The organism is Kribbella italica, assembly GCF_014205135.1.
Lineage (GTDB): Bacteria > Actinomycetota > Actinomycetes > Propionibacteriales > Kribbellaceae > Kribbella > Kribbella italica.
In genome coordinates, this window is the sequence record NZ_JACHMY010000001.1 from 4,780,712 (window position 1) to 4,795,543 (window position 14,832).

Annotated in this window: 18 protein-coding genes and 1 tRNA gene; 7 read left to right on the forward strand and 12 right to left on the reverse strand. The window is 66.1% G+C overall.

All coding sequences use genetic code 11. From position 1 onward, the window contains the following. The first annotated feature begins 74 nt into the window (after positions 1-74). The 5 genes from HDA39_RS22180 to HDA39_RS22200 all read left to right on the forward strand — a co-directional run bounded on the left by HDA39_RS22180 (position 75) and on the right by HDA39_RS22200 (position 4,685). The gene (locus tag HDA39_RS22180; protein ID WP_337925847.1) at positions 75-476 is read left to right on the forward strand and encodes a hypothetical protein; all 402 of its coding nucleotides are present in this window, start codon (positions 75-77) and stop codon (positions 474-476) included. 158 nt (positions 477-634) lie between these two features. After that, a complete protein-coding gene (locus HDA39_RS22185) occupies positions 635-1,996 on the forward strand; it encodes an alpha/beta hydrolase (protein WP_184797975.1) in 1,362 nt (453 codons plus the stop codon). Positions 1,997-2,101: 105 nt separating this feature from the next. After that, positions 2,102-2,596 (forward strand): sigma-70 family RNA polymerase sigma factor, encoded by a 495-nt coding sequence (locus HDA39_RS22190; protein ID WP_184797977.1) that lies wholly within the window; start codon positions 2,102-2,104, stop codon positions 2,594-2,596. A gap of 81 nt (positions 2,597-2,677) precedes the next feature. Continuing rightward, positions 2,678-3,283, forward strand: a complete 606-nt coding sequence (locus tag HDA39_RS22195) for an META domain-containing protein (protein WP_184797979.1) — start codon at positions 2,678-2,680, stop codon at positions 3,281-3,283. A 136-nt stretch (positions 3,284-3,419) separates the two neighbouring features. Beyond that, entirely contained in the window at positions 3,420-4,685 is a 1,266-nt protein-coding gene (locus HDA39_RS22200) for a S1 family peptidase (RefSeq protein ID WP_184797981.1), read from the forward strand. Here the strand turns inward: HDA39_RS22200 and HDA39_RS22205 are convergent. Next, positions 4,675-5,190, reverse strand: coding sequence for a putative immunity protein (locus HDA39_RS22205; RefSeq protein WP_337925848.1), 516 nt, complete (start codon positions 5,188-5,190; stop codon positions 4,675-4,677). The genes HDA39_RS22200 and HDA39_RS22205 overlap by 11 nt on opposite strands. Positions 5,191-5,306: 116 nt before the next feature. Here HDA39_RS22205 and HDA39_RS22210 point away from each other — a divergent pair. Together HDA39_RS22210 and HDA39_RS22215 are read left to right on the forward strand one after the other, a co-directional pair. Beyond that, positions 5,307-5,379: transfer RNA gene (locus tag HDA39_RS22210), tRNA-Arg, on the forward strand. Between the two features lie 197 nt (positions 5,380-5,576). Next, positions 5,577-5,846: a hypothetical protein gene (locus HDA39_RS22215; RefSeq protein ID WP_184797983.1), complete on the forward strand. Its 270-nt coding sequence runs from the start codon at positions 5,577-5,579 to the stop codon at positions 5,844-5,846. Positions 5,847-6,009: 163 nt separating this feature from the next. On the opposite strand, the gene HDA39_RS22220 is transcribed toward HDA39_RS22215, so the two are convergent. From HDA39_RS22220 to HDA39_RS22270, 11 genes are all read right to left on the reverse strand, one after another. Further along, a complete protein-coding gene (locus HDA39_RS22220; protein WP_184797985.1) occupies positions 6,010-7,338 on the reverse strand; it encodes an Arm DNA-binding domain-containing protein in 1,329 nt (442 codons plus the stop codon). A gap of 117 nt (positions 7,339-7,455) precedes the next feature. Further along, positions 7,456-7,665, reverse strand: coding sequence for a hypothetical protein (locus HDA39_RS22225; RefSeq protein WP_184797987.1), 210 nt, complete (start codon positions 7,663-7,665; stop codon positions 7,456-7,458). A 2-nt stretch (positions 7,666-7,667) separates the two neighbouring features. Then, entirely contained in the window at positions 7,668-8,246 is a 579-nt protein-coding gene (locus tag HDA39_RS22230; protein ID WP_184797989.1) for a hypothetical protein, read from the reverse strand. A gap of 10 nt (positions 8,247-8,256) precedes the next feature. After that, complete coding sequence (locus HDA39_RS22235) at positions 8,257-8,955, reverse strand: hypothetical protein (protein WP_184797991.1); 699 nt, start codon at positions 8,953-8,955, stop codon at positions 8,257-8,259. Further along, positions 8,955-10,094, reverse strand: a complete 1,140-nt coding sequence (locus tag HDA39_RS22240; protein ID WP_202893095.1) for a DUF5047 domain-containing protein — start codon at positions 10,092-10,094, stop codon at positions 8,955-8,957. The genes HDA39_RS22235 and HDA39_RS22240 overlap by 1 nt, the downstream gene beginning before the upstream one ends. A 5-nt stretch (positions 10,095-10,099) precedes the next feature. Further along, entirely contained in the window at positions 10,100-11,518 is a 1,419-nt protein-coding gene (locus HDA39_RS22245) for a hypothetical protein (RefSeq protein WP_184797996.1), read from the reverse strand. A gap of 5 nt (positions 11,519-11,523) precedes the next feature. Continuing rightward, positions 11,524-13,104, reverse strand: a complete 1,581-nt coding sequence (locus HDA39_RS22250; RefSeq protein ID WP_184797998.1) for a hypothetical protein — start codon at positions 13,102-13,104, stop codon at positions 11,524-11,526. Positions 13,105-13,213: 109 nt separating this feature from the next. Continuing rightward, positions 13,214-13,666 carry a hypothetical protein gene (locus HDA39_RS22255; protein WP_184797999.1) on the reverse strand — a complete coding sequence of 151 codons (453 nt, stop codon included), beginning with the start codon at positions 13,664-13,666 and terminating at the stop codon, positions 13,214-13,216. Between the two features lie 154 nt (positions 13,667-13,820). Continuing rightward, positions 13,821-14,081, reverse strand: coding sequence for a hypothetical protein (locus tag HDA39_RS22260; RefSeq protein WP_184798001.1), 261 nt, complete (start codon positions 14,079-14,081; stop codon positions 13,821-13,823). Next, positions 14,081-14,422: a hypothetical protein gene (locus HDA39_RS22265; RefSeq protein WP_184798002.1), complete on the reverse strand. Its 342-nt coding sequence runs from the start codon at positions 14,420-14,422 to the stop codon at positions 14,081-14,083. Before HDA39_RS22265 ends, HDA39_RS22260 begins: the two co-directional genes overlap by 1 nt. Beyond that, entirely contained in the window at positions 14,422-14,829 is a 408-nt protein-coding gene (locus tag HDA39_RS22270) for a phage tail protein (RefSeq protein WP_184798004.1), read from the reverse strand. The genes HDA39_RS22265 and HDA39_RS22270 overlap by 1 nt, the downstream gene beginning before the upstream one ends. Between the last annotated feature and the right edge of the window lie 3 nt (positions 14,830-14,832).

Genomic DNA, 14,832 nt, shown 5'->3' on the forward strand with positions numbered 1-14,832 from the left:
TGCCGACTGCCAGCGCCACCCCGCCCACCCCCAGCGGAACGCCGAGCACGGACTGCCCGGAGACGATCACCGCGGTGCGCAAGCCCGTCGAGGCCGCGGTCTGGGGCAAGGGCGCGGCGAAGTCGGCCTTCCAGCCGGTCAGCGTGACCATCTGCCAGTACGACGCCCAGGCGTCCGGGCAGGACTACGCGACGGTGACCACCAAGCGGACCATGAAGCAGGCGACCGACCTGTTCGCCCTGGTCAACTCCGCCAAGCCGGAGGCCAAGAAGCCCGGCTTCTGCACCAAGGAGCTCGGCCCGACGTACGTGCTGCGGTTCACCGACAACGACCGCGGCGTCCTCTCCTACACCGCCGAGGCGTTCGGGTGTCACCGACTGGTGGCAACCTCGTTCGAGGGCCAGGGCAAGCCTGGTGACCTCGCCGCGCCCCGGGCCACCACACCCGAGCTGCTGAAGTCGCTCGGCCTGCGCTGACCCCGCTCCGGACGCGCCCCCCGAAGCCGTCCGGGACGGGGTCATCCCGCCCGCCTTGCGGGTCCCCCTGGGGTTGACCCGCAAGGTGGGTGGCAGAGCCTTGCCCCAGCACCTCATTGGCTGCACCCTGATCGGCAAGAGCCCATCAGGGAGGCCGTATGCGGCTGGTCGCACTGGTAGCCGCGTTGCTGCTGGCCTGCTCTGCCTGCTCCGACCCACTCGAAGACGCCGTGCCCGACGCCGCCAAGCAGTGCGAAGGCCTCGCCGGCTTCACCTGTACGACGCTGAGCGTGCCGCTGGACCACTCCCAGCCGACCGGCACCAAGCTGGAACTCGCAGTCGCCGCGGCGACCAACGTCGACGCACCCCGCGGCGTACTCCTGATGCTTACCGGCGGCCCCGGCCAGCCAGGTATCACACTGCTCCGTCGCATCCGCTCGTACCTCGACCCGGCCGTACTGCGGGAGTACCAGCTCGTCATGTTCGACCAGCGCGGCACGGGCACGAAGGGGATCGACTGCCCCGAGCTGCAGCGAGCAGTAGGCGGCTCCGACTTCCTCACCCCACCGGCCGACGCCGTCGACGCCTGCGCCCGCCAGCTCGGCCCGAGCATCAACTTCTACGGCACCCCCGACACGGTCGAGGACATCGACCTCCTACGCCGTTCACTCGGCCGGGACCAGCTCACGCTCAACGGCACGTCGTACGGCAGCTTCACGGCAGCGCAGTACGGGCTGAAGTACCCCGACCACGTCCGCTCGCTCGTCCTCGACTCGGTCGTCCCGCACCGCGGCTTCGACCCCTTCGGCGCCGACCTGATGGCCCACACCGGCACAGTCCTCGCAGCGACCTGCAAACGCGACCCAGCCTGTACGACGGACCCGGTGGCCGACCTGGCCTGGCTGGTGCAGCGCGGTGAGCTCGACGGCGCACCGGTGAACGGCACGAGCCTGATCGAGTCGCTGTCGATCCTCAGCCTCAACTCGGTCAACCCGTCCCTCGAAGGCATCCCGAAGGTCCTGCACGACGCCCGCGGCGGCGACACCGCCGCGCTGAAGGAGATGTTCCAGCGCGCGACCAGCCGCGGCACGCCGTACGACGAACTGTCGGCCGGCCTCCACCTGGCCACCCTCTGCTCCGACCTGCGCTTCCCCTGGAAGCCGGACACCCCAGCAGACGCGCGACCCGGCCTGCTCAACACGGCCATCAGCAAGCTGACACCGTCCCAGCTCCACCCGTACGACGTCCGGACCGCTCGCAACCAGCTGATCGTCGACGGCTGCCTGCGCTGGCCGGCGACGCGCGTCTCGACCTACCCGGCAGGCCAGGAGCTGCAGCCGCGGACGCTGATCCTGCACGGCACCAACGACCTGTTCTGCCCGACCTCCTGGGCCGAGTGGGAGCGGGACAACGCCCGTCAGGCGCAGCTGGTCGTCGTACCGGGCAGTGGTCACGGTGTGCAGGGCAGCCAGGTGGACCAGACCGGAAAGGCGCAGGTCAGAGCCTTCTTACTGGGGTGACACACCGGTCTGAGATGGAACTGAGCGACATTGTCTGCAGCACCTCGACCAGCTCGATGCGTCTAATAGTCGTGAGGTGTTGTACGCCCAGTTGGGGAGTTGCCGGTGGAGTTCGAGGAGTACGCGTCCGCGCGCGGGCAGGAGCTGGTGCGTCTCGGGTTCACCATCTGCGGCGACTACCAGCGCGCCGAGGACCTGGCCCAGATCGCGCTGATGCAGGCGTTCCGGTCCTGGCGCAAGGTGCAGCGGGCCGACGACCCGCACACCTACGTGCGGCGGATCCTGGTCAACTCCTACCTGTCGATGACGCGCCGGCGCTCCTTCACCGAGGCGCCGGCGGCCGACCTCGACCCCGACCGCACGGTGCCCGACCCCGCCCACGACATCGTGACCTCCGACGACCTGTGGCGCACGCTGGCCACGTTGTCGGCGCGCGAGAGGGTCGTCCTGGTGCTGCGCTACTACCAGGACCTGGACGACCGGACGATCGCCGACCTGCTCGGCATCAAACCGTCCTCGGTCCGCAGCCTCGCGAGCAGAGCGCTCGGCACGCTGCGGAAGACGAGGCAGACCCAGCGTGTCGACGGACGGTTGCCGTGAGCACCCGCCGGACCGAGAGGTTGCCGTGAGCACCCACCGCGTCGACGACGTCAGCACCCACCATCTCGTTGAGAGGTTGCCGTGAGCACCACCGAGCTCGAGGAAGACCTGCGCGCGACGTTCGACCGCGCCGCCGCTTCCGTTCCGCCTGCCCTCGACCTGGCGTCGCGGGCCACCGACGGCGTCCGCCAGGCCCAGCGCCGTACGTACGTCGCCGCCGGTGCGGCCGTCGCGGCGGTCGCCGTGATCGCGGCTGGGGGCTTCGCGCTCGGCGGCGGTCTGGGCGGGTCGACCGATCCGCAGCCCGCCGCTCCGCCTCCCACACCCAGCGTCTCCAGCGCGAAGCCGGTCGTCGCATCGCAGCAGCTGGCGGGCACCTGGCGTCCGCTCAGGATGGACGGGTTCAGCACGCTGAAGACCGCCCGCCCGGACAACCCGGTTCTCACCTTCAACACCGACGGCACCTGGACGGGTTCCGACGGCTGCAACGGGATCAGCGGCACCTTCACCATCGGCCAGCGCGGCGAGTTCACCGGGACGGCCGGCAACCAACGGCTGATCGAGTGCGCGAACGTGCCGCACACGGCGGTCGTGCAGGCCGCCAAACGGGTCGCGGCCGACCGGACGACGCTGAAGTTCTACGCCGCCGACGGGCGCGAAGTTGCGATCTACGCTCGCACACGGTAGCGGGATTTGCTCGCGGAACGTAGTCAGCTCTTGACTATCCGGAGTCGGAGCGTGAAGGATCGAGGGCGGCCTGTCCATCGATCAGGGGAGCCTAGTGCGACTCTCAGCTACCGTCCCGCTGCTCGCTCTCGGCTCAATGTCACTCGTCGCAGTCGCCGTCCCTGCCGGTTCGACCCCCGTTCCGGCCGCCGCGGCCTCACCCGCGTCGGTCGCTGTCTGCAACCACAACAACCCGATCACCACCGCTGAACACTCGAAGCGACTGGCCCAGCCGACCAGCGCCAAGGACACCCGGCCGCTCGGCCAGGCCCTCGGCGAAGGAGTCGCGGCGGCGGTCCGCTCGATCGAGCCGCTGGACGCGACCGGCCGCCCGAAGTCCGGCCTGCCGTACGGGCTGAGCGTCGGCATCATCGGCGTACTGGGCACGCAGGAGACCGGGTACAAGGTCGTCCTGGACGACTCGGTCGTCGACGAGAAGCGGTACCAGGCCGCCGTACAGAAGAACGTTCCGGCAGCCGGCAAGCCGATGCTCACGGTCGAGCGCAGCTGCCGCTCGGCGCGCTCGGTCGCCGCTGCTTGGAAGGCCGTCGGCGGCCGCGCCTGGTCCGCCGACGCCACGAAGACCACGTTCACCGCCGACCTCGACCCGGCCAGCGAGGACGTCGTCGTCGAGTACGACGCCGCGACCACGTCCCCGGCCGGCGCCGAAGCGCTCGGCAACCTCGCCGGCGTCGACGCGGTCCCGACGGGCGTCGCCCGGACGACCCGCTTCAACGACACCCCCAAGGGCGGCCACTGGGGCGGCGCGCGGATCACCTCGGCGCTGAAGAACTGCACCGCCGGCTTCTCCGTCGTCCGCAAGTCGAACAACACCCGCGCCTCCGTCACCGCCGGCCACTGCGGCGGCCCCGGCACGGTCTGGCGCAGCGGATCGCACTACTACGGCACCACGTCGGTCCGCACCAACTACCCCGACTACGACCAGGCCCTGATCACCGGCAGCTCGTACGGCGCCAAGATCTGGACCGACGGCCCCGGCGACTCCGCCGACACCCGCACCGTCAAGGGCGGCGGCGACCCCGCCGTCGGCGCATCGGTCTGCCAGTCCGGCTCGTTCAGCACGTCCCTGTGCGGAATCACCATCCGCTCCCTGAGCGCCAAGTACTGCGACTCCGACGGCTGCACGACGTACGTCATCCGAGCCACCCGCAACAACCAGATCGCCATCATCGGCGGCGACTCCGGCGGCCCCGTCTACTCCCGCCCGTCCTCCACCACCGCCACCATCCGAGGCCTCGCCTTCGCCGGCTCCGGCTGCGCAGCCTCCCGCTGCACCACCTTGTACGCCGAACGCTACAACTCCATCGCCGGCCACCTCGGCGTCCGCGCCCTCACCGGCTGATCCCCCGCAACCCTTCGTCCAGCAGCCGGCTCAGCACCCCGACCCGGCTCTTCCCAAACGTTGCCCTAGGCAACTCAACCACCAGGTCGCGCACCCCGGCCGGCGCCAGCTCGACCGCCCACCGAATCGCCGCGTCCCCCACCGCGGAATCCCCACCCGCCGCCAGCTCCTCGGCCAACGCCATCTGCACCGCGGGCCCCTGCACGTGCTTCACCTGATGCGGACTCACCAGATCATGGATGTACGGCGTCCCCGCCGCATACCCCGCGGCCCGAGCTGCCGCCATCCCCACCGCATCCCCGACCTCCCGCGCCGCCTTCAACGCACCCCAGGCCGCCGTCCGAATCCCCTTGGTCCGCGGCCCACCCTCGGCAAAGCCCCGCGTCTCCGCAATCGCCTCCCGAGCCCTCAAGTCCCCCGGCGCCCGCACCTCGTACAGCAGCAACACCCGCTCAGCACACTCCGCCGCCCACCCCGCCAGCACCCGCCGATCCGCAATCTCCACAAGCCTCAACCTTATCCTTGAAGCCACCGGTGGAGACTTCTCGACCTACCCCATCGCTCACCCACCCATCCTGCCCCCATCCCTCCACCCGATTCCGCTAGGCTGTCCCATCGTGCGCCCCCGTAGCTCAGGGGATAGAGCGTCGGTTTCCTAAACCGTGCGTCGCAGGTTCGAATCCTGCCGGGGGCACCGATAAAGCGCCTGGTCAGAGCAGACTTCCAGCCCTGACCAGGCGCTTCCCTGTTCAGGCCCGCGCTGTCCTCGCGCTGTTGCAATCGACTCAGGATCGGCCGGTCAACCACGGTCTGCCTTGGTCTGCGGTAGCTACTGAAACGATTCAGCGCTAGATTTCCCTTAGTTGAACGTTCAATTATGGGGAGAATGCGATGAGCTCCGATGACGACCGCGCCACCAGAGACCGCTTCGTGTGGTTGACCCTTCTCAACATCGCGATTGACGATTGGAGCGAGCGAGGCAAGGACCCCACGAACTCCCAGCGCCTCTCAGCCCTCGAAGCCATCAGCCATATCGACTCGCTCGCTTCGAGCCTGCTGGATCTCCGGCTGATGGTGGAGCAGGAGCTACGCGAGGCGGACGGACCCCGAACCGTCATCCCGCTGCCGGACGACGACACGCCCTACGATCCTCGGGACTAGCCCCTCTTGCTAGACGACTTGGCCCCGGCTTGCTCCGCTAGAGCGCCGGGGCCGAGTCACGTCTAGGGTGCGTCGCCGTGGCGAGGTTTGGGCGAGAGCGTGCCGAACGGCCTCCCGCACCTACGGGCCTGGGTCGGCCCGTCCGCACCTTCCTATCGGGGTCCTAGCCCGCGTCCGAGACCGAGCGCAGACGGCGGACCTTCGTTGCCGGAGCCGTACCGGTCAGGCCGTCGAGAGCCTTACGCGACCGGGCCACGTCGGGCCGCTTCGTGTGGGCGTACCGATCGAGGGTCATAACCGACGATGCGTGCCCGGCAAGGTCCTGGACCTCTTTCAGCGTCAGCGCGTCCGGCTGGCCGATCGCATCCACGAGTTGCGAGATCCGCGCATGCCGCAGGTCGTAGAACCGGACCGACGACGGGAGCCCTGCAGCCTTGAGCGCGGGCTTGAAGTACTTCGCCACGACGAGAGAGTGCCGGATGGGCTTCGAGTAGTCGAGCCGCTCCAGGATGCCCTTCTTGTTCGCCCGACCGGTCTTGAGCCCGACGAACAGCGGCAGCTTGCCTAGGTCCAGTGCCTCATCGGGCCGGTGCTCCGCGTACCAGAGCCGAGCCCTTGCGATGTGGAGTTGCAGGTACTCGTCGAGTTGGCCGGCTGAGTCCGTGTCGAGTGGGATCTCACGGCGGCTGCTGGCGTTCTTCGCGTACTCCTCGCGGATGAGTTCGCCGTTCACCGTCACCACCACGCCGCGCACCTTCAGCGTTCCGTCGTCGGTGTAGTTGTTGACTACGAACCCGGCGACCTCCTCCGGCCTTGCTGCCGACTTCACAGCGGTCAGGGCGTACAGGTTGAACGGGTAGGGCATGAACGACAGCACCGTCTCGGCTTCCCCGGCGGTGAGCTGGTAGCGCTCCTCCTCCGCAATGTGCATCTTCTTCACCTTCGGCAGCCGTCGCTTCGGGTTCGCCAGTTCGCCCATGCGCGCGGGGTTGACCTTGATCCGGCCGGTATCGACCGCGTAGTCCAACACGGTCCGGAAGGCGTAGAAGGTATTGCGGACGGTTGTGGCATTCCGCTTCCCCGAGAAGTCCGCCAGCCACCGCAACACCGCCTCATAGCTGATCTCCCCGACCGGCTTGCCTCCGTAGTTCTCCGGGAGACCAGTAGGCGCGCTGCTCTTGAGCAGGATCTGTTCGAGGGACGCGCGGGTGTTGGCCTTCGGGAAGTGTCGGCTGCCCAGGTACTCGCTCGCCACCGACTCGAACGGCTCCGACGACTTCAACGGGTCTACGTGCGGGTTGGTCGGGTCGGTCCAGTCGTTGGCCCAGTCCTCAGCCGCCTTCTTCGTCCGGAAGCCACCCTTAGTCCGCTGCTTGAATGGCGGGTTGGCGTGCGGGTCCTCGTATATGACCTCCCACTTCTGCTTAGAAGGGTGGAGGTTCTTCGTGCGGGCGTTCTTACGGACCCACGCGCAAGGCTTCCGGTCGTTCATAGCGGCTCCCAGTTGCAGTTACCCAGAGTCACCGATTCTACCTGAGCCTGCAGCGGGGAGCCGCTGAACCTAACGGAGCGTGAATAACACCTGTTAAACGCCACTAGTTGCCTAGGGCTACTTGAGGAGCGGCGCGACCAATTGCCCGGCGATCCCTCCGCCCGCCGCAGCCGCTCCAGCGATCAGCCACATCGACCGCTCAAGGCGACGGATTCGGGTCTCATGGTCCTGATGGTTGGTGTTGGACAAGTCGAGCTTGGTCTCAATCCGGACAAGACGCTCGAACTGGGCGAAGTCGTCCGGGGTGGGCGTCTGAGGAGGAGTCACGGCTATACCTTCACTGCGGACAGCACCGACTGGTACGGAGCCGCCGCGTTGGTCAGCAAGTCGCCGCCGGCAGTGTGGAGCCCTTGCATCGTCACCAGGTCCCCGGCGACCAGATTGCGGACCAACTGAGCTTGAGGCAGCGTCGGCAGGCTGTTGGAACTGTTGGCATCCCTGGCGTCCATCGGGTACACGTTGACGCCGTTCACGTACACCGCAGCGCGCCGGTAGCCGTCCGCGTCGAACGTGTATGCGACGGTCGCGGTGATGAGGTAGGTACCGGGCGTCTGAATCACGATCCGGTCGTTGACAAGGTCGGCCATGCCGTCCGTGTCCACGTCGACAGTGTCCAGTTCGATCGTCCGCCCGGCCACGTTCGGGATTGTCTGGGCCACGGTCTGGCGCAATTGGCAGGCCGCCGTCTTCAGGGAGACGATGTCGGCCTGAGCGGTGTCAAGCTCGCCGTCGATGCGGGCGACCTCTGCCTCAACGTCCTCGAAGCCGTTCTTGCCGAGGTCCGGGCCGTCCGGTGCATCTCCAAGCTCCTGCCAGCGGAAGCCGTAGATGGGGGTTGAACCAGGCATTGCTGCCTCCTTAGGTGGTAGAGCGGAAGATGGCGATTGCGGAGAGGATGGCTGTGTTGGAGACGTTGGCAGCCCAGTTGGCTGTGCCACCCGCCTGGACGATCACCGAGGCGGTGATGTCCGGGTCGCTGCCGGGGTCCAGTTCGGTGAAGAGCTTCTGGGCCGAGTTGCTGAGGTTCCCGTTGCCGCCTGCCGCGAGGGTCACCGCTACCTCGTCCGGGTGGATGCCTCCGCCGAAGGTGGTTGTGATGAACGGGTGCATGAGCGCGATGTCAGTTACGCCGCGCGTATTGACCACCCGAACACTCGCCGACACCATGACAATCGCCTCATCTGCCCAAGACGGAATGGGGATGGGCTCGGAGTCGATGACCCAGGTTCCGGCCATGGTCGGGGCCCAGTTGGTTGTAGTGACGCTCGCGCCACCGAACGAGACTGAGGCTCCTGCGAAGTCAGGATCACCGGGGACTGTGATGCGGCCGAGGATAAAGAACGACCCGGCCATAGCCAGCAACCCGACGATGTGCCCTTCCCTCAAGGCGATTGCCTCGCCGGTGTTGAGGATCGGCACGTCAGTCAGGATCGCTCCCCCAACGTCCACGACGTTTGCGCCGGTGCCGGAGTCCCAACTGAGGACCTTGCCCTGCCGGAACTTCAACGACAGCCCGTTGTCCGGGGCAAGGAACGGCACCAAGTCAGAGCTACGCATCACGACACCTGCCCGATAGTCACGAGGAGTTGCTTGCGGGTCGATCCGGTCATCACGCCGTCCGGATCGAGCGGAATTCTCAACTGGTCGATAATGTGCGTCTCGGTCTGGCTCGACCGGGAGCGCGACTGAAACGGGTAGTTGACCTTGACCGGGTCGAACGGCTCCAGCGCCGCGTTGGGGATCGCGCCGAACGTCACCGAGTACGGCACCCCCAGCGACTGCAGGAGGATTGCCCTAGCCGCAGAGAACGCCTGTTCGTTGGTGGTGATGAAGGGGGAGGAGTAGAAGCGCGGCACCTTGCCGAACTTGCCGTCCCAGTAGGTGGGCGAGGCGGGGTTGTCGTCATAGGCCACGCCTCGACTCGGCAGCGTTGTGTCACCGGCTTCTCCCGTCGCTACTACGGCGTTGTAGACCTCCTCCCTAGAGAGGTCCCGCGACATCTCCACCAGGACACCGTTACGGCCGTGGTCGATGGTGAAGACCGGACTGCCCGGGTCAGGCGGAGGCTTGATGACGAGCACGCCCCGGTAATCCCAGAACCAGATCTGGCCGGCTGAGGTCACCAGGTCGTTCAGGAAGGCGTACCGGTCTTCTTCGGCCACCATTGCCCGAGCCACGTAGGCATCCCTAATATCCGTGTCGGCCCACTCGATGACGGCGGTCGGGTAGACCTCATTCACCAAGTCCGCCATGATCTCGCCGCGCGTGTAGGTCAGGGAGGCGTACTGCTTAGGGGCAAGGAGCCGCGCCTCCTTGATGCCTGCCATGCGGTCCTGAGCAGTAAGGCGGATCGGTCCATCCGGGACAACGTCCTGCTCCGGGGTGTTGATGCGGAAGTACCCAAGAGATACCCACTCGGTACGACCGTTGCCGTAGCGGAGCCCGCGCTCAACGAACAACTCATTTCCGTACGGCGCGAGTAGGTCCGTTGCCTGGTCCGGCCACATGCCCTCGCCGTTGGTCGCGAGGTCGAGACTTCCCCGCACGTCGGCCGAACCGTCCAACACCACATCCCCGCCGATGATCGGTAGCTCGGTGCCCTCCGGGGTCAGGCCGGTCTGGAAGGTCTCGCACACGCGGACCCGCGCGACCATCACATGCGAGCCTCTGAGAGTGCGCAGGAACGCTGCGCTCACCGGCCTCACTGGACGATCACCTCGGACGGTTCGGCCACCATCTCCAGCAGGCTTCCCCAAGTCGCGTGAGCCGCCATGAGGTCGGCCCAGGTCGCGTAGGTGTCGAGAACCGTCTGCCAGGTAACGGTTGTGCCGACCACATCGGCACCCGGAGGAGCGACCTCCACCATCGGCAATGTGAAGATCCGCTTGTCCGACAGCCGCCCAACCGGAGCGTCGCTGACATCCCCGACCGTGAAGTATCCGCCCAGCACCTTCGACTCATCGGCGGGCACATGGAGGTAGACCGGCTCCCCGGACGCGAACAGGTAGTCCAGATCCTCAGACTCCTGAGGGGTCTCGGTCAGCAGTTGGAGTTCGTACTCCCGGCTACCCCGCACATCGCTGATAGCGATAGGCATCGTACGACCGACGACCTGATGGACTCCGGTACGGGCCTTGCGCTGCACGTCGCCGACAGCCGCCACGGTGACCTGACGGTTCAGGTACGGGCGAGCCACAACCTTCAGCCACAGCTTGCCGTCAAGGCTCGGGGTGAGCGAGGCAACCTGTACCGCATCCCATCCGGTCGGGAAGGCCACCACGCGGCCATTCCCGCTCTCGTTGGTGGCAGTAGCACCGTTGACTACAAATTGACCCTCTGTCACGTCCGCAGCCACCGCCCGGAACTCGTAGTCCCAAACGATGCCCACGTTCGAGGACGTTCCCGCTACCTTGACCTCGCCAATCTCCGTCGCGCCGGGGATGGTGTCTACCGAAGTCCAGACCGGAGTCGAGACGTTGTCGTGCTTGAAACCGGCATAGATGATGGCCTGATTGTTTTCTGTGATCGTAAGAGGCCCGTAGCTGATGTTCGCTCCGGTGATACCTACGGTGTTGTCGTGGTCCGCGCTGCTGTAGGGAAGTGAGGCCCCGCGAAGGTAGACCATTTGCGCAACGACCGGCCAGTCATCCTCGGCGGCGGTGGACACCTGCGGGTCCTCCTCGGAGGCGGACGCCACCTTTACGAACATGTCGTCAAGCTGACCCCCTGGGAGCCTGGTGTAACCGGGGATGGTGGCGCTGAAGCCGGTGACCCATCCCGAGGCGACGTAGACGACAAGCAGGTCTCCCTCGGTGACCCCTGCAGGTAACGGAATCGTGAAAGGTACGTCCATCGTGCCCGAGACCCCAGCACCCACGCCGACCGAGAATTCCGGAGGCTCAGCGACTACCGCCCTGTAGTAGTTCGGCACGTCTGCCAGAAACTCGTAGTCATCCAGCGTCTGAAGAACTCCGCTGTTGACCTGAGCTTCTGCTCCGCCGCGAACGGTCGTCCAGTTGATCTGATCGGGCGAGCGTTCGACCACCGCCGTAGCAGCGGAGCCCAGGTTGTCAGCGTCGATGCGGACGCGAGACAGCACCGGATCGTAGGTCACCGTCATTGCCATTAGTAGGCCCCTCTCTTGGCTCCGGAGCCGACTGCTCGGCGAGTCTGCCGGTTGCCTTCCCTGACGGTGCGGTCGATGCGGCCTTGTAGCTGCTGGCCATCGATGGTCACGTAAACGTAGGTGTCTCCACCGAGCGCGTGGTTGGGCGTCACATTGCCGTTACCGCCCATCGTCACGATCTCGGGGCCGCGCTCGCCCACGAGGTACGACCGGCCAGCCGACACCGGACCGCCCGCCGCTCGCGCTCCGCTGATGCTGCTGCCGAAGTAGTCGAGCCGACCGCTAGTGACCGCCTCATACTGCTTAGACACAATGGCAATCGCCCGCGCGGTGATGGTGACGGTCTTCCCGCGCAACGAGTTGATCTTGGACTGTGCGGCGTTGACCTGCCGCTGAAGCTGGACGATCTCCGCGTTGAGCCTTGCCCGACGCTCCTTGGTCAGGCTGGGGTCGTTGAGCGCGTTGCGAGCGTCCCTGAGCTTCTGGTCCAGGCTCGCCTTGTCGGCACTGAGCTTCGCTACCAGCTTGGCGTTCTTGATCTTGTCTTCGGTGGTCTTGATCCCGGCGCGAGCATTCCCCAGAGACGTCAGGGTGCTGTCTGCGAAGTCACCCACGCTGTTGCTTGCATCCCACATCGACTTGGCGAGACCGGCGTTGAACGGCGCCATCGTGACGGCCATAGACCGCAGGAGAGCCTTGCCCCACTTGCCGATGAAGCGGGTGATGGTCTCCAGGCCGGCCAGGAACTGGTCCGCGAAGTTCAACACCCACTGCGCGCCGGACAATGCCCAATCCGCAATGGCGTACTTGCCCGGTCCACTGACCCAGGTGACGAATCGCTCCGCAACTGGTAGAACGTGCTTGCTGATCGCCTCGCCAATCTTGATGAGTGCCGGGGTCGCTGTGGTCAACAGCGCCTGGCCCATCTCCTTCAGGCGGGCGCTGTTCTCAGCGTTCTTGCGGGCCAAGGACCCAGCACCGTCAGCGAACGCCTTCTGTGCGTCTTTGCTCTTGTCCATGACCAGGCCGAGCGTCGCGGTAGCCTCCGCCTGCTGCCGAGCCTTCCCGGTCAGGTTCTCCTGACCCTTGGCCAGCAGGGCCGCGTCAACCTCGGCCTGGCTGATCGAGATACCCAAACCCTGCAAGGCATCACGCTCCCCAAGCATCGCAGCATTGAGGATGTCGGAGACCTCGGCAGCGGTCCTAGTGCCTCCCGACCACTCCGCCAGCGCACCCGACAGGCCGATCACATCCGTGCTCATATCTGCGGCCTGCTTGCGGGTGAAGCCCATCGGAATCAACAGGTCAGCGAAGCCAGCGGCCAGGCCGACAGCCTCCCGCGTCGTAAGCCCCATCGAGTGAGCCGTACGGGACGCCCAGCCTTCTACCTGAGGCAGTTGGTCCCCGAAGACAACCTTGGCCTTCTTGCCCATCAACTCCAGCTGACCGGCCATGTTGAAGATCTGCTTACCGGCGACAAGCAGCCCACCACCGAGCGCACCGACGGCCACGCCAGCAATGCCGAAGCCCTTGCCGATACCGGCCACACCCTTGCCCAGACCTCCGGCCATCTTGTTCACGCCGGACATGGACTTCTGGAACTTGGATAGCTGCCTCTCGCCCGATGCAGCCGCTCTGGATAGACCTTTCGCGTCACCGTCAAAGCGGACCTTGACGGTACGCGACGCGCTAGCCACCACGACCCCACTGGCTCAGGACCCGATCGGCCGCGTCGGTCCACTCCTTGGCGATGCGCGGCTCTTCCCGCTCAACCGTGCTGAAGAACCAGTAGTCCTCGCTGCCCTGGAAGCCGCCGGTCTGCCGACGAAACTGGTTCAGGAACCTTGCGCCGAAGTTCGCACCCAGCAGCACCTTGTCGAGTGGCTTTCTGTTCCGGCCAACCCTCTTCTTCCCGCCAGCCTGAACAGTAGGCACTCGGTCACGGCGAGCCTTGATGCCTTGGGCAACAAGAGCCGACTGGGCGTCTGACGAGCGTGCGGCGGTGCGGATCTTCTCCGCCATGTCCTCGCTGATCTTCTGGTTCGCATCACGAAGCTCAGCGCTGGCTTCCTTCGGCAGCTTACGGAACGCCGCCAGGGTCTCCCGAGCGCCGTCAATCCGAACCTTTACGACAATTCCCATCCGGCCGGTGCCTCCCCTCTGGTCTCAGTTGGTGGCCGCTCTTCGAGCAGTTCCAACGCTGTCTTGATCGCCCGTTCGCCTTCTTCGGCCCACACGCTCGGTGGGATGCCCGTCCGGATCGCCAACTGCACAAGGCGATAGCCGAGCGAGCCGACTAGGTAGGGTCCGGCTCCTCGTCCTCGCCAATCATCTCGATGTCGGTCTGCGTCTCGAACTCCTGCAACGTGCCGCTGAACAGCTGCTGACGCTTGGCAGCGATGTGGGCGACCTTGTAGAGATCGGTGAGGTTCGGGGACACCAGCAGGTCGGTGAACGACTTGCCCTTGCTCGCCTTCTCCCACACCAGAACGTCACGGGTGTGCGCCTTGACGTTCCACGGCTCTCCGTCGTCAGGTGTGACCTTGAGAGTGAGCATCAGAAACCCACCGCCGCACGAGTGACGCTGAGCTGAGCCGAGTAGTCCACGTACACCTGACCTACGTCAGGCGCAGACGTACGGCCGTAGGTGCTCTTGGGGAATGGCCCGATGAGTTCGGTAGCTCCAGCCGCGACGGCAACGATGCGCTCTTCAACATCCAGGCCCGACTGCTTGGCCGGGGTCTGAACCGTGACGTTGATCGGAGCACCGGAACCATTCACGACCATCAGAGCGACCGCTCCGTTGTCGATGACATCGCCTTCTGCGGTCGGCGCGGTGAGGTTGACGGCGAGTCCGGCACCGACAATCTTCTGCGTCGCTACGATTTCGCGGGCCATCAGATCGGGTCTCCGAAGACGGGAGCGCCGACAACCGGCAACTCGACATCAAACGTGGTGAACTGACCCTGCGGTCCGCCGAACGGAACGGCCTTCGCAACCACGGTCACGGTGGCCGATACTCCGCCCTTCTTCGGCTCGAACACGATGTCGATCTGCTGCCCGGCCATGTCGGTCAACAGCCGCGCCAGGCCCTGTGCGGCGACGTAGTCCTGGATGCCGTTGATGGCACAAGTCCAGGTCGCCGTGTCGACGTCCTGGACAACGCCGTCCGGCACGAGGGTGCGGAGGGTCTGGGTGGCCTGCTCAGGGGTCAGCATCACTGACGTGGCCTGGTTGGCGTAGTCGGTCGCTTCGACCGTGAACAGCGCGTCCTTCAACACGTACGCGCCAGCTGGGGCAGCCATAAG